Source organism: Candidatus Merdisoma sp. JLR.KK006 (assembly GCF_036941035.1).
Classification (GTDB): Bacteria; Bacillota; Clostridia; order Lachnospirales; family Lachnospiraceae; genus Laedolimicola.
The window spans coordinates 291912-316325 of record NZ_JAYMNS010000002.1 but is presented as its reverse complement, the minus strand read 5'-3'; the positions used below and the strand labels follow the sequence as shown (position 1 = coordinate 316325).

At 43.0% G+C, this 24414-nt stretch carries 16 protein-coding genes; 13 read left to right on the top strand and 3 right to left on the bottom strand.

Features of this window, described 5'->3' with window-relative positions; translation table 11 throughout:
• Positions 1 to 264 precede the first annotated feature (264 nt).
• From VSQ61_RS03085 to VSQ61_RS03055, 7 genes are all read left to right on the top strand, one after another.
• Positions 265 to 1041, top strand: coding sequence for a Cof-type HAD-IIB family hydrolase (locus VSQ61_RS03085; RefSeq protein WP_334342960.1), 777 nt, complete (start codon positions 265 to 267; stop codon positions 1039 to 1041).
• A 132-nt stretch (positions 1042 to 1173) separates the two neighbouring features.
• The gene (locus VSQ61_RS03080) at positions 1174 to 2199 is read left to right on the top strand and encodes a threonine aldolase family protein (RefSeq protein WP_334342959.1); all 1026 of its coding nucleotides are present in this window, start codon (positions 1174 to 1176) and stop codon (positions 2197 to 2199) included.
• A gap of 97 nt (positions 2200 to 2296) precedes the next feature.
• Positions 2297 to 2533: a preprotein translocase subunit SecG gene (gene secG / locus VSQ61_RS03075; protein ID WP_334342958.1), complete on the top strand. Its 237-nt coding sequence runs from the start codon at positions 2297 to 2299 to the stop codon at positions 2531 to 2533.
• Between the two features lie 186 nt (positions 2534 to 2719).
• Positions 2720 to 4855: a ribonuclease R gene (gene rnr, locus VSQ61_RS03070; RefSeq protein ID WP_334342957.1), complete on the top strand. Its 2136-nt coding sequence runs from the start codon at positions 2720 to 2722 to the stop codon at positions 4853 to 4855.
• Between the two features lie 40 nt (positions 4856 to 4895).
• Positions 4896 to 5363: an SsrA-binding protein SmpB gene (gene smpB, locus VSQ61_RS03065; RefSeq protein WP_334342956.1), complete on the top strand. Its 468-nt coding sequence runs from the start codon at positions 4896 to 4898 to the stop codon at positions 5361 to 5363.
• A 510-nt stretch (positions 5364 to 5873) separates the two neighbouring features.
• A complete protein-coding gene (locus VSQ61_RS03060; RefSeq protein WP_334342955.1) occupies positions 5874 to 6521 on the top strand; it encodes a methylenetetrahydrofolate reductase C-terminal domain-containing protein in 648 nt (215 codons plus the stop codon).
• Positions 6521 to 7447, top strand: coding sequence for a methylenetetrahydrofolate reductase (locus VSQ61_RS03055; protein ID WP_334342954.1), 927 nt, complete (start codon positions 6521 to 6523; stop codon positions 7445 to 7447). The genes VSQ61_RS03060 and VSQ61_RS03055 overlap by 1 nt, the downstream gene beginning before the upstream one ends.
• Positions 7448 to 7635: 188 nt before the next feature.
• On the opposite strand, the gene VSQ61_RS03050 is transcribed toward VSQ61_RS03055, so the two are convergent.
• Positions 7636 to 7800, bottom strand: coding sequence for a hypothetical protein (locus VSQ61_RS03050; protein ID WP_334342953.1), 165 nt, complete (start codon positions 7798 to 7800; stop codon positions 7636 to 7638).
• A 196-nt stretch (positions 7801 to 7996) separates the two neighbouring features.
• Here VSQ61_RS03050 and VSQ61_RS03045 point away from each other — a divergent pair, with 196 nt between their 5' ends.
• The 6 genes from VSQ61_RS03045 to VSQ61_RS03020 all read left to right on the top strand — a co-directional run bounded on the left by VSQ61_RS03045 (position 7997) and on the right by VSQ61_RS03020 (position 22782).
• A complete protein-coding gene (locus tag VSQ61_RS03045) occupies positions 7997 to 9832 on the top strand; it encodes a tetratricopeptide repeat protein (protein ID WP_334342952.1) in 1836 nt (611 codons plus the stop codon).
• Positions 9833 to 10229: 397 nt separating this feature from the next.
• Positions 10230 to 14801 carry a hypothetical protein gene (locus VSQ61_RS03040; protein WP_334342951.1) on the top strand — a complete coding sequence of 1524 codons (4572 nt, stop codon included), beginning with the start codon at positions 10230 to 10232 and terminating at the stop codon, positions 14799 to 14801.
• Positions 14802 to 15092: 291 nt separating this feature from the next.
• Complete coding sequence (locus VSQ61_RS03035; RefSeq protein ID WP_334342950.1) at positions 15093 to 16787, top strand: AAA family ATPase; 1695 nt, start codon at positions 15093 to 15095, stop codon at positions 16785 to 16787.
• Between the two features lie 358 nt (positions 16788 to 17145).
• The gene (locus VSQ61_RS03030) at positions 17146 to 18828 is read left to right on the top strand and encodes an AAA family ATPase (RefSeq protein ID WP_334342949.1); all 1683 of its coding nucleotides are present in this window, start codon (positions 17146 to 17148) and stop codon (positions 18826 to 18828) included.
• Between the two features lie 24 nt (positions 18829 to 18852).
• Complete coding sequence (locus VSQ61_RS03025; protein WP_334342948.1) at positions 18853 to 20538, top strand: AAA family ATPase; 1686 nt, start codon at positions 18853 to 18855, stop codon at positions 20536 to 20538.
• 405 nt (positions 20539 to 20943) lie between these two features.
• Positions 20944 to 22782: a recombinase family protein gene (locus VSQ61_RS03020; RefSeq protein WP_334342947.1), complete on the top strand. Its 1839-nt coding sequence runs from the start codon at positions 20944 to 20946 to the stop codon at positions 22780 to 22782.
• Positions 22783 to 22865: 83 nt separating this feature from the next.
• Here VSQ61_RS03020 and VSQ61_RS03015 read toward each other — a convergent pair whose 3' ends face one another.
• Positions 22866 to 23579, bottom strand: a complete 714-nt coding sequence (locus tag VSQ61_RS03015) for an ABC transporter permease (RefSeq protein ID WP_334342991.1) — start codon at positions 23577 to 23579, stop codon at positions 22866 to 22868.
• On the bottom strand, positions 23566 to 24333 hold the full coding sequence (locus VSQ61_RS03010) for an ABC transporter ATP-binding protein (RefSeq protein ID WP_334342946.1): 768 nt from the start codon (positions 24331 to 24333) through the stop codon (positions 23566 to 23568). The genes VSQ61_RS03015 and VSQ61_RS03010 overlap by 14 nt, the downstream gene beginning before the upstream one ends.
• Between the last annotated feature and the right edge of the window lie 81 nt (positions 24334 to 24414).

The following is a 24414-nucleotide window of genomic DNA, read 5'->3' as shown; positions in this document are numbered from 1 at the left end:
TTCCCTGTTGCTAACATTTAAGTATACGAAACCACATGCATCCCCATTATTGCACCACCATAAATGAAAGTCCGTAGTAGCGCATCGGGCATCCCTGAATTCAGTTTTTCGCTATGCAAAAAAGGAGCTTTCATAGTAAACCCACATGCACCCCATTGGCGCACCACCATAAATGAAAGTCGGCAGTGGCGCATGGGGCATCCCTGAACTTAGTTTTCTGCTGCGCAGAAAAGGGTACTTTCATAGTAAACCGGGAGGAAAGAGATGAAGATAAAAGCAGCTTTTTTTGATATTGACGGAACCTTGATTTCCCATAAGCATGGAAATATTCCGGAAGATACACGAATGGCCCTGGCTCAGCTTCGAGAAAAGGGAGTTCAAATTTTCACCTCTACAGGCAGGCACATTCTGGAATTTGCTCAGCTTCCGATTAATGATATAGCTTTTGACGGTTATGTTCTGCTGAACGGTCAGCTCTGCCTTGATCACAGAAAAGAGGTTTTATCTGGTTCTCCAATTGAAGAACAGGATATTTTGCGCATTCTCCCCCTTTTTGAAAAACGGGAGCTTCCCATTGCCTTTGTGGAAAAAGACAGGATATATATTAATTATATAGATGAAAAAGTGGAGCATGCTCAAAAGGCCATTTCCTCTGAGCTGCCGGATTTGGGGCAATACCATCCGGGAGAGAGGGTATACCTGGTAAATGTATTCTCCGACAGGGAAGAGGCTTATAAAGTATTGGAAGAGATGCCTCATTGTAAGCTTACATGGTGGACAGAGTACGGGACAGACATCATTGCAAAAAGCGGCGGCAAGGTAATGGGAATAAAGCAGATGCTGGAATTCCATGGGATACGGCCAGAGGAGATCATTGCCTTTGGAGACGGGGAAAATGATACAGAAATGCTGGAATTTGCCGGAATTGGCGTGGCTATGGGAAACAGTGAGGATTATGTAAAAGAACGGGCCGATTATGTGACAGACGATGTGGATGCAGGAGGAATCCTCCATGCCCTGCAGCATTTTGGAATTTTGTGAATATTACGGAACTGGAAACAGTAATATTCAGCCAGTGCACAAATCAATTTACAGGCACGCTTTTTGTGGCTGGGAATTGATTTAAACTTGGTGTGCTGGAAGAATATTACGGAACTGGAATAGGAGGACACGATGTTATCATTTGAGAGCGATTACATAGAGGGAGCCCATGAACGGATTTTACAGCGCCTGGCAGAGACTAATCTGGAGCAGCTAAGCGGCTATGGACAAGATCTTTATTGTCAGCGAGCCAAGGAAAAGATACGGGAGGCTTGTGAATGTCCGGAGGCTCAAATTTTCTTTTTGGTGGGCGGTACACAGACCAATACAGTTGCCATTGATGCCTTCTTAAAATCATATGAAGGAGTTGTGGCAGCAAAAACAGGCCATGTGAGCACCCATGAAGCAGGGGCAATCGAATACCACGGCCATAAGGTATTGGAACTTCCGGAGCATCAGGGAAAAATCTGCAAAAAAGAATTGGAAGTCCTATTGAAGAACTTTTGGCAGGATGAGAACCATGAACATATGGTGTTTCCGGGAATGGTTTATATTTCCCATCCCACAGAATATGGCACCCTCTATACAAAGGCGGAATTGGAGGAACTTGCGGCTATATGCCGAAGCTATGAGATCCCCCTTTACATGGACGGCGCCCGTCTGGGGTATGGGCTTATGAGCCGGGATACGGATGTAACTCTTCCTGTGATAGCAGAATACTGTGATGCCTTTTATATTGGCGGAACCAAGGTGGGAGCCTTGTGCGGGGAAGCCCTTGTGTTTACAAAGAAGAATATGCCAAAGCATTTTCTGGCTATTGTAAAGCAGCATGGAGCGCTTCTGGCAAAGGGGCGGCTTTTGGGAATTCAGTTTGATACTTTATTTACAGACGGACTGTACTATGAAATCAGCCGCCATGCTATAGAGATGGCGGAGCTTCTGAAAGAGGGACTGGACCGAAAAGGATATGTCCGCTATCTGGAATCCCCCACCAATCAGCAGTTTGTTGTTTTGGAGAATAAGAAGTACCAGGCTTTGCAAAAAGAGGTTGTTATGGGATTTTGGGAAAAGCCGGATTCGGATCATACCGTTGTCCGTCTTGCTGCAAGCTGGGCAACAAAGCAGGAGGATGTGGAGAGGTTTCTGGAGCTTTTATGAAAGAATAGGGATTGATTGGATTCTATCTCGAAAAGGGCTTGAACATTTTGTAAATGTATGGTAAACTGTATTTTGTTTGGCCGTAGGAGGTGTGATAATGGGCATTTTGAGGATTATTCTTACAATTGTATTTGTTTTGGTAAGTTTAGGTTTGACTGTAATTGTTTTGATGCAGGAAGGGAAATCAGCAGGTTTGGGTGCTATAGCAGGCGGCAATTCTTTCTGGGAGCAGAATAAGAACCGTTCCACTGAGGGAAAGCTTGTATTGGCGACAAAGATTTTGGCGGCGGCCTTTATTGTACTGGCACTTTTGCTGAATATGAGTTTTATCTAAAGAAGACAGGTAAAGAAGCACTTCCGGATTTGGCCGAGAGTGCTTTTTTGTTATAATTGGCATCAGCATTTAATTTTTCGTTTTTCTCTAATATTTAGAAAAGTTTTGGAATTTTCCCATAAGATGAAGGCTCTCTGGGTAGAATTTTGTAGTAGAGGTATTAAAATTAGTTTTAACGGAGTGTTTATGGACAATCGGAGTTTGGAAGAAAAGAAAAAAATTATTTATGAATTTATCTGTGATACCCGCTATGTTCCTATGAAGCAGAAGGAGCTGGCTGTATTGCTGCAGGTAGAAAAAGAACGGAGAGCAGAGCTTGCGCAGGCTTTGGAGGCTCTTTTGGCGGAGGGGAAGATTCAGCTTTCAAAACGGGGACGTTATTCAAAAGCAGAGGCAAAGATGGTCACAGGCGTATTTACCAGTCATGCAAAGGGCTTCGGCTTTGTGTCAGTAGAGGATCAGGAAGAGGATATCTTTATTGGAGAGGATGACACCAAGGATGCATTTCTGGGGGATACGGTGCAGGTGGCCCTCAAAGGGAAGTCGGGAGGGAAGCGCCAGGAGGGTGTTATTGTTCAGGTCTTGTCCCATGGCATCACAGAGGTGGTAGGCACCTTTGAGAGAAGCAAAAGTTTTGGTTTTGTAGTGCCGGACAATCAGCGGATTACCAGAGATATTTTTATTCCTCTGGAGTATACCAAAGGAGCGGTTACCGGGCATAAGGTTGTGGCAGAGATGACGGATTACGGCGCCGGACGGAAGAATCCGGAGGGACGTATAACGGAGATCCTGGGACACGGCAACGATCCGGGTGCAGACATTCTGTCCATTGTTCGAGCCTATCAGATTCCCATGGAATTTCCGGAAAGGGTGTTAAATCAGGCAAAGCGCAATGCAAAACCAGTGTCCGAGGCGGATATGCAGGGACGTCTGGATCTGAGGGATGAAGTCTGTGTCACCATTGACGGGGAGGATGCCAAGGATTTGGATGATGCAGTTTCTGTGCGGAAGGAAGGAGAGAATTACATCTTAAGTGTGCACATTGCAGATGTGACCAATTATGTGCAGGAGAACAGCGCTTTGGATTGGGAAGCTTTTCTTCGGGGAACCAGCGTGTATCTGGTGGATCGGGTGATTCCCATGCTGCCCCACAGTCTTTCCAATGGCATCTGCTCTCTGAATGCGGGGGAGGATCGGCTAACCTTAAGCTGTATTATGACAGTGGATCCAAAGGGGAAAATCATCGATCACACCATAGGGGAGACTGTGATCCGGGTCACAAGGCGGATGAGCTATACCAGCGTAAAGAAGATTCTGGAGGATCGGGACGAGGCGGAATGCAGAGAATACGAAGAGCTGGTTCCTATGTTTGAAGAGATGGACAAGCTTGCAGGGCTTCTTCGCAGACGGCGGAGGAAACGGGGCTCCATTGACTTTGATTTTCCGGAGTCCAAGATTTTACTGGACGAGCTGGGGCTGCCTGCGGAGATTCGTCCCTATGAGCGGAATACGGCTACCAGGATTATTGAGGATTTTATGCTGGCGGCAAATGAGACAGTGGCGGCGGATTACTATTGGCAGGCACAGCCTTTTGTATACAGAGTTCATGAAAAACCGGATGCCAAGCGGCTTCACAAGTTGGGGCTTTTTCTGCAAAACTTTGGATATTCTCTGCGTGTAGGAGGGGATGAGGTGCATCCGGGAGAGATTCAGAAGCTGCTTGATCGGCTGGAGGGAACACCGGAGGAAGCTATGCTGAGCCGGCTGACTCTTCGGGCCATGCAGAAGGCGAAGTATTCTACGGACTGCACCGGGCATTTCGGGCTGGCAGCGGATCAATACTGCCATTTTACATCTCCTATCCGCAGGTATCCGGATCTGCAGATTCACCGGATTATTAAGGAGAATCTGCGGGGGCGCTTAGATGTCGGACGGACGGAGCACTATGAGACGATTCTGCCGCAGGTGGCAAAGCATGCCAGCGAGACGGAGCAAAGGGCTGACGAGGCAGAACGGGAGACAGAGAAGCTGAAAAAGGTGGAATATATGGAGCAGCATATTGGGGAAATCTTTGAAGGGGTTATTTCCGGGATTACCCAGTATGGCTTGTATGTGGAGCTGTCCAATACAGTGGAAGGGCTGGTTCATGTGAATTCTCTGGAGGATGACTATTATGAGTATGCGGATGATGCTTATGAGCTTAGAGGGCAGCGAAGCAAAAAGGTCTACCGGCTGGGAGATCGGGTGCGAATCCGGGTGAAAGGAACAGACAGGTTATGTAGGACCATTGATTTTGAACTTGCATTGAGCACAGGGGAATAACTCACTGGGGAGTAAAGGATATAAAGGAGAATGGGAGATTATGAGTAAGGAAGCAGTAAAATTAATTGCGAATAATAAGAAAGCGTATCATGATTATTTTATAGATGAGACTTATGAGGCTGGTATTTCTTTGGCGGGTACGGAGGTGAAGTCTATCCGTATGGGGAAATGCAGTGTGAAGGAGTCTTTTATTAAGATGGAGAAGGGGGAGCTGTATATCTATGGGATGCATATCAGCCCCTATGAGAAGGGGAATATTTTTAATAAGGATCCGCTTCGGGTGCGCAAGCTTTTGATGCATCGGTATGAGATTAATAAGATTGGCGGTAAGGTGACGGAGAAGGGGTATACGCTGGTGCCGCTTAAGGTTTACTTGAAAGGGAGTTTGGTGAAGGTGGAGATTGGACTGGCCCGAGGGAAGAAGCTTTATGATAAGAGGCAGGATATTGCTAAGAAGGATCAGCGGAGGGAGGCGGAAAAAGAGTTTAAGGTGAAAAATCTTTATTAAGTGGGGCGGACGGGGCCAGCCAAAAAACAGGCCAGCCGACATTTCCATATCCTGGCAATAAGGAATCCTCCCACTTGCGTGGGTCCCTCCTTATTACAACGTTCGGACGGTTCACGCACACTCCATATGCTCTGAACGTACATTGCCCTTGGAGGGTTTCGACAGTTATAAGTTATTAAGGGCAATGTTCGTTCATATCATACGGAGTGTGCGTGAACAACCGGACACTTGATATTGGAAATGCCGGCTGGCCTGTTTTTCGGCTGGCCCCTGTTTGTTGGCTGAATAAGGAGATTTTTAAATTTTTTTCATATGGGAGAATGGGATGAATGTTATAAAATGTTATGTTTTTGTTAAAAATGATATATTTTGTTAAAAAAACGTGAATTTGGGCTTGATTTCTTATCAGAAAGTATTACAATAGAAATGGAGAGGACAGCTCTTTGCCGGCGTGTCAGTTTTGTCAGTGGGGGATGTCTGTACCAGAAAGGGATATAAGGAGAGGATACCATGATTATCACACAGAAAAAGCCCATTGAAGAATTGATGGCAATGATTGGGGATGCGAAGAAGATCGCAATCCTTGGCTGTGGCAGTTGTGCTACGGCTTGCGCCACGGGCGGCGAGAAGGAGATTGGGGAACTCAAGGCTTACTTGGAGTCCAAAGGAAAGACAGTGGTAGCTGCCGGAATGGCGGATTACTGCTGTATGAACATGGGAGTGAAGACTGCCATGAAGAAGCTGAATGCAGCAGAGCCGGATGCAGTTGTCTGTATGTCCTGCGGTGACGGTGTGCAGGTGGCGGCGAATCATGCCAAGGCGCCGGTTTATCCGTCAAATAACACGATGTTTTTAGGAGAAGCTGTGCGGTTTGGTCTTTTTGAGGAAGCCTGTCATCTCTGCGGAGACTGTATGCTGGGAAGTACGGGAGGTATCTGTCCGATTTCCAGATGTGCCAAGTCCCTGGTAAATGGACCCTGCGGCGGACAGAAGAACGGCAAGTGTGAGGTGAATCCGGAGAATGATTGTGCATGGATTCTGATTTACAAGCGTCTGGAGTCTCTGGGAATGCTGGATAAGCTGGCTAAGAGACGTGATGATAAAGGATATGAGAAGGTTTCATATCCCAGAACGATTAATATTAGGGGGAACAAGTAATGGGAATGTTAGAGAAAGCGCTGGAAGGCGGAAAATTTGGTGTAACCGTTGAGATGGCTCCTCCCAAGGGATATGATTTTACTGAACAGATGGAAGCGGCGGAACTTCTGAAAGGCAAGGTACATGGCGTCAATGTAACTGATATGCAGTCTGCCTGTCTGAAGGCTTCTTCCTTGGGACTCTGCATTAAGCTGAAGGAAGCAGGATTGGAGCCGATTATCCAGGTGACAGGCCGTGACCGCAGCCGTATGGGAATTATGGGCGATATGCTTTCTGCGGCGGCTTTTGGAATTGATACAATGCTGGCTTTGACGGGAGATCATCCTATTGTAGGTGACTGTAATCAGTCTAAGCCGGTATATGATTTGGATTCTGTAGGTATTCTTCACATGCTGTCTGTGATGGAAGCGACCGGAACAGACTGCGGCGGAAATGAGCTGCAGGGCGGTGCGCCGGAGTTCTATAAGGGTGCGGCAGTAACCCCGGTTTACGAGCCCCTATTCCTGCAGATTAATAAGCTTCGCCAGAAGGTAGAGGCTGGAGCGCATTATATTCAGACCCAGGGTATTTTTGATCTGGAAAGCTTTAAGCGTTTTATGGATGAAGTGGACAAGGCGAATATTAAGACGCATATTATGGCCGGCATCATTCCTTTGAAGGCAGCAGGAATGGCTAAGTACATGAATGAGAACGTGCCGGGAATCGCAGTTCCTCAGGAGATGATTGACCGTCTGGCTGCTGCAGCGGCAGAGGGCAAGGAGAAGGGCGTTAAGGGCCTGCCCACACAGCTTGGCATTGAGATGGCGGCTGAGATGATTGCCAAGATTAAAGACGAAGGTCTCTGTGACGGTGTACATATTATGGCCATTGGTGCGGAGAAGAATGTTCCGAAGATCCTGGAGAAGGCTGGGATTACGATAGAGTAGAGGCTTGCATTTTTTTGCAGAGCTTGTTATGAAGATAGTATCAACAAAACAAATGGGCTGTTGCCAGAGAGAATTAATTCTTCTCTTTGGTGACAGCCTGTTACCTTGATGATTACAGTTAAAAAGGTGTAAAGTCCTTCATATTTCGACAGACCTTACACCTTGTTCTGTGTAACAGTTATACAATTTTATAAATCCAGATCAGTTGTTACAATACCGAATGATTCAAGCTTCGCTTTTAATATTTTTAATTGATAATCAAGTTCTTTTTCGGTATCATTTGCCTTTTTAATACGCTGCAAATTGGTATAATTATCAATTAAATTATTGATCATTTCCTTATCACTTGGCATATAATCACCTGCTTCCTATAATTGTGTATTGTATTATTGTGCTATAAATAGTATAGCATAAATGAGGCAGGAAGTCCATTCATTTAAGATATATGCGTACATTTTCAAGCAACAGTTGAATTGCTTGGCAGCAGCCAAATTAGAAATAAGAAAATTAACAGTATACAAAAGCTGACGTCCAGCTCGGGAGGCAGATATGTTAGGTTCAGTAGGAGTATTTTTATCACAGACCTTTGGCAAGCAATTCTTTTTACAGTATTTTTTCTCCAAGGGTTTGGACAAATTCGGGAATACCGTAGGGAAAAAGCTTTCAAAAGCCGGGCTTAAGGAGCTTTTTGAGGAAACCTACAAGTGTTTATGTGAGGAAAATGGCTGGGAATATGATATTGATGCAGTTTACAATTCCCTGCAAAAGAACAGACTTGGCATAGACAAGTTAAACGATATAGTGTACATAAATAACTTTTTATGCGAAATATTAGGAAAAGACTATCAGGAATATTATGACATAGATATAGCAGAACAGTGGTATCAATGCCTGCGCAGGTGCATGCTGGAGCCAAAGTTTGAAAAGCTTCGGGAGACCTTTCAATTTAAGAAGATAGAGAACCTGGAAGAAAAATTTGACAATTATACAGCAAGTGAAGAAGCCTGGAGAAAAAGGGAAGCTGAGGAAAAAAAGGAAAAGAAAGCGCTCAAACAGAAAAAGGCACAGGAATTTCAGCAGAAATTAGAATTTGAACTGGCGGATAAAGCACTGGATGCCGGAGAATATGAAAAGGCGATAGAAGGATTCCGGAAGGTAAGCATATGGAATACAGATGATCAGATAAAATATATGTGCATTTACAATGAGGCTTACTGCTACGCTGAGCTGGCGGGGGATGCAGAAGGTTATCAGAAAGCCATCCGATTCTTTCAGAAAGCAGAAAAACTGTCAGATCCTTCCAGGGATGATGTGGTACTGCTGTATCGGAATATTGCATTGTTGTTTATTTATCTGGGCGAGGAACAGAACAAAGTTCTAAACTATAAAAAAGCCAATGAATATCTGGAAAAGATTTTACAATGTGCAGGGGAAGAGGATGAATATTATGTCATTGATGTGATTCTGCATATAGCAAGAAATTACATGGATATGTGTGATGAGCTTCCCTTCGACGAGGTAAGAGACAGCCTGCATCTTGCACTGAATCTGATGATGGAAGTATACATGGTGAGCGGAGACGTACTCAGTGAAGAGCACGCATATATATTACTGCATAATATGGGAAGAGTACTTTTCCATCTTGCGGAGAAAGAAGAGCAGCCGCAGCTTCTTAAGCAGGCCAGAGAACTGTACAGAGAAGTTCTGAAGATGAACCTTATAAAAAAGGACAATGAGCGTCTGGCCAGGGTGAATCTGAATATGGGAATGGCGTACCAGTGTGATGCTTCCGAAGAAATAGAGAACTTAAACAAGGCACTGGCCTATTATCAGACAGCCCTTGACCTTTATCAGAGTTCTGAAAAGAAAAGCGCCTGGAATGCATGGAATGTGTGTCTGAATATAGCAGAGGCATGCGGCAGGCTGTATGTGCTGACAAAGGAGAAAAAGTGGTTTGAGAAGGCAGAGAAGCAGCTGCAGGGTATTGCCGATAAGGTGAATGCCGCACCTGGCAATTCTCTCTATCTCAGGGTCAACCTGTCTTTGATGAAGTTATATAACAACCGGCTTGCATATACAGAGGATGAAGCAGAAAGAGAAGATTACCTGGAAAATGCAGAGGCTCTCAGCCGCAAAATAGATATAATTTTGGAAACGGCAGATTATAAAAAGTATCAATATACCTATCAAATATTGAAAGCAAGGCTCAAACTATACAGGATAGATGAGACAGCAGATGTTCAAATGCTTGTGGATGAGAAGGAAGGACTGAAAAAGCTTAAAGATGTCCTCAGAGACGGCAATGAGCATCTGTATCAGGCGGCAGAGGAAGTAGTGGAGGATTATGAGACAGCGATTGGCTGGATTAGAGAATGCAAAAGATGACGGGTTAAATAAAAATGTAACAAATTTTTTTGCTTGAAAGTATAATAATTATGAAGATATCTGCCGATATACGTTATAGAAGTGGATATTTTTACGAAAAGAGTGTAGAGGCATATCCAGAATGCGGTTTTTACAAAAATATTCTTGAAAGCATTAAAAAGATCTATTTCGACGCTTCCATTTCGACAAATTTTTTGATAGAATGAGAGTAGTTGTAATAGATAGCCGGCGATTCCTAAATTAAGGAAAGAAATTGTCCGGTTAGGAATATCGAAGCACATGCTTGGAATAGGTATACCATAGAGGGAAGAGGCCGTTCGTCTTAAAGCGAAGCAGACTATGGTGTGCTTTTTGAGTGTACAATAGTGCCCGATACATAAAAGGAGTGAATGGATTCATGAGTAAATGGGGAAAATGGTTGAAACGATCCACATTGATGCTGCTGGGGGCTGTCGTGATCAGCAGCTCGGCGGGTATCTCTGCTTTGGCGGCAGATGCGTCTAAGCCGGAGGAACCAGTGGAAAGCACGGAGTCTGCTGGTAATGAGGCGGATGCGGGAAACACTGAGAGCAGTGAGTCTAAAACAGACACAACGCTCATCATTACTAATTTTGCTTCTTTAGATCAAGATATACGGCTCCAGGAATTGGAAGAAGGAGAAGAACCGAACCTTCCGGATAAATTGGATGTAACAGTTGCGATCAAAGAAAATAAAGAAGGCGAAGCAACGACTACTGCAGGAGCAGGTATATCAAATGTAGTTATGACCGTAGGTGAAGTTACTCAGCTTCCGAAAGGTAATACCACGATTAGCGGCCTGACATGGGATATGGTGTCTACTTCTCAAACAAATGACCGTATCACAGATACCTATGTGCCGGTAATGCCAGCGGCAGATGAGTATGGGAACAATCTGGTACTTATGAACACTATGACACAGGTGCCGGTGATTCAGACTACAAGAAGTGTTGTACAAAATGACCAAGATAATACTGCGAATGATACTGGTAGTGCAGGAAGTGAAAATGATATTGTAACTTATGCAGATCCGCCTGATGGAAAACCGGTGCTTGTTAATTATGGAATATATGCGATCGGGCCGGAAAATGGTATAATATGGTCTTCAATTAGCAAGCGTATACAAATTACAACACCAGGAAAGTATCGTATTACAGGTACTTTAACGGATATACCTCTGGATCTCCAATCAACAAATGAACTTATTGAATTAATGCAGCCTGGTACCTATGAAATTATTCTAACAGATTTGAATATTGATATTAGTGATAAGGGATATGGTACTATTTTTTCTATTCCATCAGGCGCAACTGTAAATTTGTCAACGGTGGCTACTGACGTAAATGAAGTAAATTTGACGAATTCTGTTGGAGGATTTGATAGAGTCATTAAAAATGAAGGGATATTAAATATCAATAAAGATGTTAAAATGACCTGTACAGGTGAATTTGAAAATATAGGAACTATGTCAATGAAGGGGGCAAGTGAGATTATCAATAACGGCCCATTTACAAATAGTGGGACAATGACAATATTAGAATCTAGCAAATTAGGGACCTTGGATTTTGCCAATGATGGAAAAATTGAGATTGGAGGAAAGTGGGAAGGTAATAGTTCAAATGTAAGTACTTTGACTGCACAAGGTAGATTTAAAAATGGTAGTGGAAAGACTGTTGTAATTAGCGAGGGCGGTTTGTATGTCAATGAAGGGACTGTTATAAAAGATGACAAGACGAAGGATTGGCTGATTGACAACAGTGGAACAATAGAGTTGCTTAATGGAGGTAGTGCGGAAGCAAGGGATATTATAAACAGAAGTGGTGGAATTATATCTGTTACAGGACAAAATAGTAGCTTGAAGGCTGATAAAGACGGGCAGGTGGGAATTTTAACAAATGAAGGAGAAGTGTCAATTGATGATGGGGCAAAAGCGCAGGTAGGGATGCTTCAGAATAAAAATAAGTTAATTATAGGAAGTAGCTCAGAGAGTTCTGGTGCAGTAACAATTAAGCGTTCTCCAAAACCGGACGATCCGGATAATTACAATTTAAATACAGGAACAATTGTAATTGAATCTGGAAGTGTTTTGGAAAAAGAAGATACGGCTAATGTGACACTTACAAATGACGGCTCCTTAACAATTAAAAACAAAAATTGTTTAGGAACGGGCAATAGGCAAATTAATCTGGCAGGGGGAGGCGAGTTTATTCTTGCCGGGCTCAGTGCGGATATGCTGCATGTCCCTACAGGATATGAGCTTGCATATAATGGTGAGGTCCGTACGCAGGATGTAGCTGGTAATATGCGTACAGTTGACAGCACAGTAGAGGTAGATGATACGGAAGATTCAGGCGACACGAGTGATACAGATGTTACAGACAGTACAAAAGGTGTAGTTACGATTGACAAAGAATGGCCTTATTCTTTAAATGAAGATATTAAATTTGAAATCAAGGTAATTGCAAAGCTTACAGAGATTAGCCTGTTTAGGGAAGGGAAGTCTGAGGAGTCAACTGGAGACAATTGGAAACCAGGGATAGAGGATGCGGATCCTGTTCCGGGTAATACTACTCATACAGCCATTATGGATGAAATCAGAGATCCGGGAGATTATACACTTGTTTATACAGATACAAAAACCGGTGAGACGGCTTCTGTTGGATTTACAATGACACCATGGAGTATGACTATTAATACAGACAGAGGCGATGATGAGACAGCAAAAGGGATATATGGAGCTGATAAGTCTGCAGTATATGAAAACAAGGAGCGCATTACAGGTAAAGTTCAGGTTGCCATATTTAATGAGAAGGCTGCTAAAGGCGGCAAAACAAATGGAACAGTAACATTGTACTGGAATGCTGTTGATGCAAAAAATCTTGATGATGACACTATAAAGAAAGTAAAACCTCTTACAATAGAACTCGATGACAGAGGGGTAGGCACAGTACCCTTTACAATTGAGACGGCGGACCAAGATTATATTTTACCGCCGCAGCTTGATGAAAGTAATCCGGCTTCATGGGATAATGAGGATTGGGCGTATAATCATCCTTACTGTCTGACCGGAGTATATGAGACGGCGGGAGGAAAGGTATATTATTCCGGCAGTCCTGCGACGGATTCTCATCATGTGACGGCTGGCGTTAGTAAGAACTTGGAAGGTTGGTATGCAGATAAAAAATTAATTATTATAAGACGTATATCCACTATTAATTTTACTAGTGATTATTATAGTCTGCCCCATATTTACGATGGCGAGCCTTTACAGATGCCGGTAAAACTCAAAGATGTTATGATTGGAAATACCAATGAGGATGAGCCGGAATATCTGTGGTATAAAGGCACTGAAGCAGCTGTAAATGAGGCATATGATAAAAAGTCGGTTACAGGAGTCTCGGGACTGGATCCTATAACGGATCAATTAAAAGCGGAGGACTTAGAGGCACCCATAGATGCAGGATGGTACATTATTGAAGGGACCTTGCCTTCAACAAAAGAATATATGGGTTCCAAGCAGCTTAAGATCATAAGAATCGAGCCGAGAAATGTCACTGTATCTGTAAAGGACCAGCATAAAGCTTATGGTGCAGATGATCCGGCTTCCTGGCGAGCGTTTGATGTGACAAGTGAGACAAATGATCTTTATGTAATTGAAGGCGGTATTTTGCCCAGAGATGAGAAAAAAATAAAGGGTGATATAGCAAGACAGGACGATAAAGGTGAAGCATGCGGCAGATATGAGATTAAGATTGAAACATATGATGCTGACAGCACCAAGCCTGCAAGGGATAATTACAGATTCACACAGCGTTCAGGTTATTTGACCATTGACCAGCGTGAATTGGACTGGGATACAGAAAAGATGTTTATGGTAATCACAGATGACAATACTGTTTCTGTAGTGGGTGGTTTGAAGACGGAATATCATCTGAACGACGGCGAAGATTTGGAAGCTATTCAGAAAAACCTTGCAGATGATGATGTGCTTGTGGTTTATGATAAACTTGATTTGAGTGCGGATCAGACGAAAGTAACCATTGATAAGCCAAGACTTAGCGGCGTTGCCTGTGATAACTATGTGATTCAAAGCAAGAGTATTCCGGTATCCGTCAGCAATCTGTATAAGGTATCTGTGAAAGCAGGCGGTGTTGATTCTACTACTTTAGAGAAGCTGAAGGATTCAGGATTTGATACTGAAAATCAGATTATAAACGAGATGGAGTCACAGCTTATAGGTCAGGGAGTTCCAAAAGGAAATATTGCAGTATATGATATTCTGCTTACAAAAGCAGATGGAAGCCAGTTGACTGATGAAGAAATAAGAGATTTCCCGTGGGGAGCATTGACTGTTACGGTGCCATATCCAACAGGAACTTCAAGAAGAACTTCCTTTATGGCGGCTCACATGTTTACAGAGGATCTTGCTCTGGATGGTCCTGGCATGAAGCGAGGCAATGTGGAAACACGAAATTGGAGTGAGGTGGCAGCTATGGAAGAAGGTGTTCGCTTCCAGGTAACCAGCTTATCTCCGATTGCGATAGGATGGTCGGCAACAACCGCAACTAATCCGGGTGACACAAATAATCCCAATAATCCCAATAATCCAAATGACCCGAACGGCGGCACTAATGGTGGTGACGGAAACGGTAATGGAACGAACGGCGGGACTAATAGTGGTGACGGAAATGGTAATGGAAGCACTAACGGTAATGGAACCACTAACGGTAATGGAACCACTAACGGTAATGGAACCACTAACGGTAATGGAAGCACTAAAGGTAATGGAACCACTACAACGAAGAATGGCACTACAACCACAAAGACGACATCTGCCAAGACGGGTGATACAGCACAGATCGCCTTTTATATGATAGCAACCTTGGTAGCATGTCTGCTGTTGATACTTATCATTGTACTGATAAGGCTTCAGTTCCGTAAAAAAGAATAATTATTAAAGCAATACCTGCCATAGTGCTTTTGCACTGGCAGGTATTTTGCTTATATGTTTTACAAAATGCTCATGCACAAAAGAAGGAATTATATGTGGATATAAAACAGTTTCTTTTTGCATATAAGCTTTACACTTTAGGAGCTGATTGCCTGCATTTTAAGAGGCAGACAAATCATTGAATCCACAGTCCAAAGCTGATATACTATTATCGAATAGGATTATGGATTCAGTTTATATAGGAAAAATTCAGGTAAGAATCTGTATAGAGAGATGAAAGAGGGCATAGGTATGGCAAGGACTGTGGGTATAGGGATTCAAAACTTTGAAAAAATAAGAGATAATAATCTCTTCTATGTGGATAAAACAAAATTTATAAAGGAATGGTGGGAAAATGGGGATGATGTAACTCTGATTACCCGTCCCAGGCGATTTGGAAAAACTTTAACTATGAGTATGACAGAGCAGTTCTTTTCTGTAAAGTATGCAGGGCGGGAGGAATTGTTTCAGGGGCTTACTATTTGGGAGGATGAAAAGTACAGAGAATTGCAGGGGACTTACCCGGTAATAAGCCTTTCTTTTGCCAATGTGAAAGAAAATGGTTATGAAAAGGTTCGCTATAGAATATGCCAGATACTTAGAGATTTATATGTGCAGAATTACTTTCTTTTGGATGGAGAGTTGTTGACGCTGGGGGAAAAGGACTATTTTAATCGGATATCGGAGACCATGAACGAAGAAGATGCTACCATGGCGATTCATTACCTGTCTTCTTTTCTGTCCCGGTATTACGATAAAAAAGTGATAATTCTCCTGGATGAATATGATACACCTATGCAGGAGGCCTATGTAAATGGATATTGGGAGGAACTGGTCTCCTTTACAAGAAGTCTGTTCAATTCGACCTTTAAGACAAACCCCTATCTGGAACGGGCCATTATGACAGGGATAACACGAGTGAGCAGGGAATCGATCTTTTCGGATTTGAATAATCTTGAAGTAGTAACGACTACTTCTGATAAGTATGCGGATAGTTTTGGGTTTACGGAGGAAGAAGTATTTGCGGCATTGGACGAACTTGGAATGTCAGATAGGAGACAGGAGGTTAAAAACTGGTATGATGGTTTTACTTTTGGAAATCATACAGATATTTATAATCCCTGGTCTGTTTTAAACTATTTGGATAAAAGGAAATTAGGAGCATACTGGGCCAATTCCAGCTCCAACAGTCTGGTAGGAAAGCTGATTCGAGAGGGAAGTGCAGATATTAAGCAGGAATTTGAAGACTTGATTTCCGGTCAGTCGATTATAACACCGATAGATGAGCAGATTGTGTATGGGGAACTGAATGGAAGTGAAGAAGGAATCTGGAGTTTGCTGTTGGCCAGCGGATATCTGAAGGTACTTCATTATGAAGAGGACCCGGAATCCGTAGATGTGCCTGATTATGAGCTGACCCTTACAAACCGTGAAGTGAGGCGGATGTTCTGCATCATGGTGCGGGACTGGTTCCGCAAGAGCAGAGGTGAGTACAACAGATTTATTAAGGCTTTGCTGGCAGATGATTTGAAAGCCATGAATTACTATATGAATAAGGTAGCATTGGCTACTTTCAGCAGCTTTGATGTGGGAAATAAACCCTCCGAAATTACGGAGCCGGAGCGTTTTTATCATGGCTTTGTATTGGGGCTTCTGGTGGAACTGGCTGACCGCTATACAGTGACCTCAAATCGTGAAAGCGGTTTTGGCCGGTATGATGTGATGCTGGAGCCGAAGCAGGGGGATGATGGAATTATTCTGGAATTCAAGGTACAGGATCCGGAGGATGAGAAAGAATTATCCGATACGGTAAAGGCAGCTTTGCAGCAGATAGAAGAGAAGAATTACAAGGCCATACTTATAGATAAAGGAGTTCCCAAAGAGAAGATAAGAAAATATGGTTTTGCCTTTTGCGGAAAAAAGGTTCTGATTGGAACAGAGAGTTGAAAATATGGAGAATGTATGGCATGGTTATATTGCCGAAGAACAAAATATGTATTCCAGGAGGTGCCTTTTGCATCTCCTGATTTATTATTCCAGAGAATCAAAGCTTTATTCTCTGATACTATGCAGAAATTTCAGAACCGTTTGAGACAATGCTTTTCCACCAGATTAATAATCTGGTACAGGATCATAGCCATAATACAGAGAATGACAATGGACATCAGCACCATGTCTAGCTGGAAGAGACGAGTGGTGCAGCTGATAGAAAGGCGGATGCGAAAAGGTACTGGATAGCAGGCGGGAACTGTGATAAGATATGGACATAGAGGCATAGAGGCATAGAGGCATGGAGGTGCAGCATATGGCGAGAACTGTAGGGATTGGACTGCAAAGCTTTGAGACAATACGGGAGAGACAATGTTTTTATGTTGATAAAACAAAGTTTATAAAAGAGTGGTGGGAAAACCAGGATGATGTTACCTTAATTACCCGTCCCAGGCGCTTTGGGAAGACATTAACTATGAGTATGACAGAGCAGTTCTTTTCCGTAAAGTATGCCGGACGAGGAGATCTGTTTGAGGGACTTTCTATCTGGAAGGATGGAAAATACAGAGAGCTGCAGGGAATCTATCCGGTGATTAGCCTGTCTTTTGCTAATGTTAAGGAAAATGGCTACGAAAAGGTTCGCTATCGAATCTGTCAGATACTTCGGGATTTATATGTGCAGAATTATTTTCTGCTGGATGGAGATTTGCTGACCTCCGGGGAAAAGGACTATTTCAACAGGATATCAGAGACCATGAATGAGGAAGACGCCACCATGAGCCTTCACTATTTATCTTCTTTTCTATCCCGTTATTACAATAAAAAGGTAATTATTCTTCTGGATGAATATGATACTCCTATGCAGGAAGCCTATGTGAATGGATATTGGGAAGAATTGGTATCCTTTACCAGAAGTCTGTTTAATTCGACATTTAAGACGAATCCCTATCTGAACAGGGCTATTATGACAGGAATCACACGGGTGAGTAGAGAATCTATCTTTTCTGATTTGAATAATCTGGAGGTGGTGACAACTACTTCGGATAAGTATGCCGATTGTTTTGGATTTACGGAGGAAGAGGTATTTGCCTCATTGGATGAATTTGGAATATCAGATAGGAAGCAGGAGGTTAAAAACTGGTATGATGGTTTCACCTTTGGAAGCCATACGGATATTTATAATCCCTGGTCTGTTTTGAATTATTTGGATAAAAGAAAAGTAGGAGCATATTGGGCCAATTCCAGCTCCAACAGCCTGGTAGGAAAACTGATTCGAGAGGGAAACAAAGAGGTTAAGCAAAGGCTTGAGGCCCTGATGCGTGGAGAAACCTTCCGGGTAGAGATTGATGAGCAGATTGTTTATGGGGAATTAAATACAAAAAGAAATTCTGTCTGGAGTCTTCTTCTTGCAAGCGGTTATCTGAAGGCTCTTCAGGTAGAATATATAGAAGCAACAGGCCGCTGGTACTATACTTTGACCCTGACGAATCGGGAAGTACGGATGATGTTTGAGAATATGATTCGGGGATGGTTTTCAGAGCAGGATGAAAACTATAACGACTTTATCAAAGCATTATTTTCGGATGATTTGAAAGCGATGAATTATTATATGAATAAAGTGGCGCTGGCTATATTCAGTACTTTTGATGCAGGAAACAAGCCCTCAGAGACTGCGGAGCCAGAGCGCTTCTACCATGGTTTTGTATTGGGGCTTCTGGTGGAATTGGCTGATCGCTATACAGTGACCTCAAATCGTGAAAGCGGTTTTGGCCGTTATGATGTGATGCTGGAGCCAAAGCAGGATGATGATGGAATTATTTTGGAATTCAAAGTGCAGGATGCGGATGATGAAAAAGAGTTATCTGATACGGTAAAGGCAGCTTTGCGGCAGATAGATGAGCGAAAGTACGAAGCCGCACTTATATCAAAGGGTGTTCCAAAAGAGAAGATACGAAAATATGGGTTTGCTTTTTGTGGGAAAAAGGTTTTGATCGGCTAATGGTGATATTAATAGGGGTGAAGTATGGCGAGAACTGTAGGGATTGGACTGCAAAGCTTTGAAGTCATAAGAGAAAATGATTGTTTCTATGTAGATAAGACAAAGTTTATCAAGGAATGGTGGGAAAATAAAGATAGTGTAACATTGATCGCCCGTCCCAGGCGTTTTGGAAAGACATTGACTATGAGTATGACAGAGCAGTTCTTTTCCATAAAGTATGTCGGACGAAGAGATTTGTTTCAGGGGCTATCTATCTGGGAGGATGAAAAGTACCGGGAATTACAGGGAACATATCCGGTGATTAATCTTTCCTTTGCAGGAGTAAAGGAAAAGGATTACAGAGGGGCTAAGCGTTCTATTAACCAGATCATAGAGGATCTGTATAATAAAAATATTTTTTTGCTTGATGGAGAGCTTTTGACAGAAAATGAGAAAAATTATTTTCAAAGCGTAACCAGTCATATGGAGGACACTACGGCGACATGGGCAATTCATAAGATGTCGGATTTCCTTTCCCGCTATTACAATAAAAAAGTGATTATTCTTCTGGACGAGTATGATACACCTATGCAGGAGGCCTATGTAAATGGGTATTGGGAAGAGTTGGTATCCTTCACTAGAAGTCTGTTTAACACAACTTTTAAGACAAATCCCTACCTGGAACGGGCCATTATGACAGGGATTACAAGAGTGAGCAGGGAATCTATTTTTTCTGATTTAAATAATCTCAAGGCAGTAACAACGACTTCGGATGAATATGCGGATTGCTTTGGTTTTACAGAAGCGGAAGTTTTTGCAGCATTGGACGAGTATGAAATGTCCGATAAAAAGCTGGAAGTAAAAAGGTGGTATGATGGATTTACTTTTGGGACCCATACAGATATCTATAATCCTTGGTCTATTATAAATTATTTAGACACAGGGAAGCTTGGGGCTTACTGGGCGAACTCCAGCTCTAACAGTTTGGTAGGAAAGCTGATTCGGGAGGGAGGCGCAGATATAAAGCAGGAATTTGAAGATTTGATTTCCGGCCAGTCTATTATAACACCTATCGATGAGCAGATTGCATATGGGGAACTGGATGGAAACGAGGAGGGAATCTGGAGTCTTTTATTGGCCAGCGGATATCTGAAAGTACTAAATTATGAAGAGGACCCGGAATCCATAGATGCGCCGGACTATGAGCTGGCTCTTACCAACCGCGAAGTAAGGCGGATGTTCTGCATCATGGTACGGGACTGGTTCCGTAAAAGCAGAAGGGAGTACAATGAATTTATCAAGGCCCTGCTGTCAAATGACTTGAAAGCCATGAATTATTATATGAATAAGGTAGCGCTCACTACCTTTAGCAGTTTTGATGTGGGAAATAAACCCTCCGAAATTACAGAGCCAGAGCGCTTCTACCATGGTTTTGTATTGGGGCTTCTGGTGGAATTGGCTGATCGCTATACAGTGACCTCAAATCGTGAAAGCGGTTTTGGCCGTTATGATGTGATGCTGGAGCCAAAGCAGGGGGATGATGGAATTATTCTGGAATTCAAAGTGCAGGATCCGGAGGATGAGAAAGAATTATCCGATACGGTAAAAGCGGCATTGCAGCAGATAGAGGAGAAGAACTATGACGTTGTACTTGTATCAAAAGGAGTCCCAAAAGAAAGGATAAGAAAATATGGATTTGCTTTTTGCGGGAAAAAGGTTTTGATTGGCTGATGGTGATATGAAAATGAACTGGCGCCTGAAGAGGCAGATGCAGGGCTTAGTGAGGAAAGGATAACACAAAAGGTATGGAGATGAAATAATCTGACGGAAAATACCGCAGATTAAAACATCCCATACCTTATTTAATTTGGAGAAAAACTGGGGATTTTGGTTCAGATAAACTAACGAATAACAACTTTTAAGGCATACTCGTCATTTTTGGAAAATTTGGCCCATAAAATTTATGAAAACGAATCGGAAAGATTTTATGGGCCATATAAGAAAGGAAAATGAAACCATGGCAAATGAAAAAAATCGGATTTTAAAGCATATTGCGAGAATTCTTGTGGAAGAGAAGCAAATCACATTCCAGGAACAATTTCGTATATTAGAGCTTCTGCGGAGGAAATAGCCTAGATGGGTGACAGACTGCGCGCCGTTATCTACAACCGCTGCAGCACCGAGGAGGAGAGCCAGAAGGATGCCCTGATAAAGCAGGTCAGAGAATCAGAGGACTGCGTCAAACATCAGGGCTGGCTTCTGGTGGGCAGCTATGTGGAGGCTCGGAGTGGAACAACGGCGAAAGGACGAAATGAGTATAACCGTCTGTATCAGGATTTACAGACCGATAAGTTTGATATTATCGTGATCAAATCCTTAGACCGGCTTATGCGGAACACCAAAGACTGGTATCTGTTTTTGGATTGTATGCAGAAGAACGGGAAAAGGCTTTACATGTACCTGGATCATAAGTTTTACACACCGGATGATTCACTGATTATCGGGATCAAGGCGATTCTGGCAGAAGAATACAGCCGGGAATTGAGTAAGAAGATAAACAACGCCCACCGGAATCGCCAGAGAGAGGGCCGCAGTTTTGTCATCACCAATAACACCTATGGAATTCGGAAACTTCCGGATAAAAGCATTGTATTGGATGAACAGGAGGCGGAAATGGTTCGATTGCTATTTCGTCTCTCGGCCGAGGGCTACGGAACCTATAGGATCTCACAGATTTTATATGAGAAAGGTTACCGGAACCATAAAGGTGAGAAAATCAACGCTTCTGTAATAAGGAAGATTATCCGAAATCCCTTGTACAAGGGCGATATAGTTCAGAATCGGGAACATTATGATTTTGAGAGCAAGAGGCAGGTAAAGAATCCGGAAAGTGAATGGCTTATCCATGAAAAGGTAATTCCAGCCATTGTGAATGAAGAACTATTTGAAGCTGCCAATCGCTGTATGGATACCCGTAAAAATGAAAGAAACTGCGGCGGAATTTACCGAAAATACAGCAATAGGGGACAGTATGATTTATCTGGAAAGATGATATGTGGTTTATGTGGTCAGCCCTTTTATCGGACAATTCGTCATAGGACAAAGGAAAAGGTCATTGAGTGGAAATGCAAGAATTACCTGGAAAGCGGAAGAAGACAGCAGAATGGATGTAAAAATATCCATTTGAATGAAAACAAGGTTTTTGCGCTATTGAATAATATTTGTAAAAAGAAGGATGCCAACTTGCAGATTGGGAAGGAGGAATTGTTAAAGGAAACGCTTGCTATTTTAAGGAAAGCTTTGCAAGATAATGGTGTAGAGAAAAAGAAGAATGATTTGCAAAATTACATGAAGCAGATATTGAAGAAGAAAGATATTTTACTACAAAAGCTTTTGGATGGAGTGCTTTCAGACCAGGATTTTAAGCGAAAAAATCAGGAATTTGAGAATCAGCTTGAGAGCATTCGGGAGCAAGAGAAGGAACTTGAGAACCAAATGCGGCAAAATGACCAATTGGAAAGACGAATGGAAGATATTAAGGGGAGATTAGAAGGAGAAATTATCGAAAAGGCAAAGACGGCGGATATGATTGACAGTATTCAAAAAATAGAAGTTTTTCCGGAATATCTGGATATATTCTTTGACTCCTGGACGATTTTGGGATGGGAAGATACGAAGGATGCCAGACTGTTGTCAATCAGAAAAGAAACCGATCAGCTAACTGTTATCCGGATTCCCCAGGAATACGGCACTTCGCCGCAATTTGTAATAGAAGAGGAGAAGAAGAGAATTTTGCAATATATGAAAGAAGAACCTAAAATAACAGCCAAGGCACTTGCCGAAAAAATGGAGGTAAAGCTGTCTAGGATACATAGGCGAATCAATTGTTTAAAAAAGGAAGGAAAAATCCGGTACAGTACTCGCAATGGCAGAGGGTATTGGATAGTTAAAGAAGAGGAAGGTGTCTATTCTTAAGAGTGGGCGCCTTAAACTTTGTAATTGTAAAAAGTCCGGAGATTCGTTGCTCCTTTTGCTATTCGGATACATAATTCTATCGGTTACACGTCCAGTCTAAATATCTGACTCCCATAAATAATCAAATACCCCAGCCCCCGCCGGCTTCCGATAAACTCCCCAATCACTACCCCCACCAGGCAAAGGCCGATATTCACTTTCATGGTATTGATAAAAATAGGAATCGAACTGGGAAGAACCACTTTCCAGAGCACATCACGCCGATTGCCGCCTAAGGTATAGATGAGCTTCACCTTTTCCGGATCCACTTCTGAAAATCCTGTATAGATCGTAAGAATACTGCCAAACACAGCCACAGACATTCCGGCTGCAATGATAGTCTTCATATTAGCTCCCAGCCACACAATCAGAAGCGGGGCCAGAGCAGATTTTGGCAGGCTGTTGAGCACCACCAGATAAGGCTCCAGGACCTTGGAAAGACTATGAAACAGCCACAGTATAACAGCAGTCAGCAGACTGAATAAAAAAACCAAAAGAAAGCTGACCAGAGTTTCCGCCAGAGTAACCCCCATGTGCAGAAAGATAGAATGGTCCGATACCATGGAAACAAACATTCTATAGACTCGGCTGGGGCTGCTGAAAATAAAAGCATCAATCAGATGCAGTCTGGCGCTGGCTTCCCAGATAAGCAGGAAGAAAAGAAAAATAAAAATACGGGCAAAGGTAATAGCCCTAAGCCTGCGTTTTCGATTCTCCAGGAAGCTCTGTTGAGCAAGGGATGGTTCAGCCACTTGTATTCAGCTCCTTCCATATGAGATTAAAATATTCTTTAAATTCCGGTGCATTTCTGGAACGCATGGGTGTGCGGTCCTCCATAGCAAAGGTCACAGGGACCAGCTTCTGCATGCGGCCGGGCCGCTTGGAGAGCACCAGCACCTGATCCGCCATGCTGATAGCCTCCGACAGATCGTGTGTAACCAAAATGGCCGTTTTTTCCTCTTTTTTAATGATAGAGGAAATGTCATCACAGACCGAGAGCCTTGTCTGGTAGTCCAAAGCAGAAAAAGGTTCATCCAAAAGCAGCAGATCCGGTTCCAGCGCCAGAGTGCGTATAAGAGCGGCACGTTGGCGCATTCCTCCGGAAAGCTGGGAGGGCCTTGCATCCTTAAAGGAGGAAAGTCCATAGGTTTCCAGCATAGTGTCCACAGAGGACAGATGATCCGGAGTTAATTTTTTCTGTATTTCCAAACCAAGGGTGACATTGCTGTATACGGTACGCCATTCAAATAAATGATCCTTTTGCAGCATATATCCAATATTAGCGGCGGCCTCTTTAAGAGGCTTTCCAAGAAAAGAGATAGTACCCTCTTCCGGCTCCAAGAGATTGGAGATAAGCGAAAGCAATGTGGATTTTCCGCAGCCGCTGGGCCCCACGATTGCCAGGAAGCTGCCGGCTTCCAGCGTAAAAGAAATATCGGACAGGGCAAGAGTTTCGCCGTTCACGTCATGGTAGGAGTAGCTGACGTGATGAAGCTCCAGTAATGGATTCATAAGCATGCCTCCTATTGTAATATATTGATATTTTATGAGATTGACGGGAATTGGTGCTTTTCTCCTTGGCAGGAAAATAGA

What these genes read in the sequence shown, in the direction of transcription:
- VSQ61_RS03085 (WP_334342960.1), top strand. Translation starts at nt 265, where the DNA reads ATGAAGATAAAAGCAGCTTTTTTTGATATTGACGGAACCTTGATTTCC.
- VSQ61_RS03055 (WP_334342954.1), top strand. Translation starts at nt 6,521, where the DNA reads ATGGGAATGTTAGAGAAAGCGCTGGAAGGCGGAAAATTTGGTGTAACC.
- VSQ61_RS03025 (WP_334342948.1), top strand. Translation starts at nt 18,853, where the DNA reads ATGGCGAGAACTGTAGGGATTGGACTGCAAAGCTTTGAAGTCATAAGA.
- VSQ61_RS03050 (WP_334342953.1), bottom strand. Translation starts at nt 7,800, where the DNA reads ATGCCAAGTGATAAGGAAATGATCAATAATTTAATTGATAATTATACC.
- VSQ61_RS03010 (WP_334342946.1), bottom strand. Translation starts at nt 24,333, where the DNA reads ATGAATCCATTACTGGAGCTTCATCACGTCAGCTACTCCTACCATGAC.
- secG (WP_334342958.1), top strand. Translation starts at nt 2,297, where the DNA reads ATGGGCATTTTGAGGATTATTCTTACAATTGTATTTGTTTTGGTAAGT.
- rnr (WP_334342957.1), top strand. Translation starts at nt 2,720, where the DNA reads ATGGACAATCGGAGTTTGGAAGAAAAGAAAAAAATTATTTATGAATTT.
- VSQ61_RS03040 (WP_334342951.1), top strand. Translation starts at nt 10,230, where the DNA reads ATGAGTAAATGGGGAAAATGGTTGAAACGATCCACATTGATGCTGCTG.
- VSQ61_RS03045 (WP_334342952.1), top strand. Translation starts at nt 7,997, where the DNA reads ATGTTAGGTTCAGTAGGAGTATTTTTATCACAGACCTTTGGCAAGCAA.
- VSQ61_RS03080 (WP_334342959.1), top strand. Translation starts at nt 1,174, where the DNA reads ATGTTATCATTTGAGAGCGATTACATAGAGGGAGCCCATGAACGGATT.
- VSQ61_RS03060 (WP_334342955.1), top strand. Translation starts at nt 5,874, where the DNA reads ATGATTATCACACAGAAAAAGCCCATTGAAGAATTGATGGCAATGATT.
- VSQ61_RS03020 (WP_334342947.1), top strand. Translation starts at nt 20,944, where the DNA reads ATGGGTGACAGACTGCGCGCCGTTATCTACAACCGCTGCAGCACCGAG.
- VSQ61_RS03035 (WP_334342950.1), top strand. Translation starts at nt 15,093, where the DNA reads ATGGCAAGGACTGTGGGTATAGGGATTCAAAACTTTGAAAAAATAAGA.
- VSQ61_RS03030 (WP_334342949.1), top strand. Translation starts at nt 17,146, where the DNA reads ATGGCGAGAACTGTAGGGATTGGACTGCAAAGCTTTGAGACAATACGG.
- smpB (WP_334342956.1), top strand. Translation starts at nt 4,896, where the DNA reads ATGAGTAAGGAAGCAGTAAAATTAATTGCGAATAATAAGAAAGCGTAT.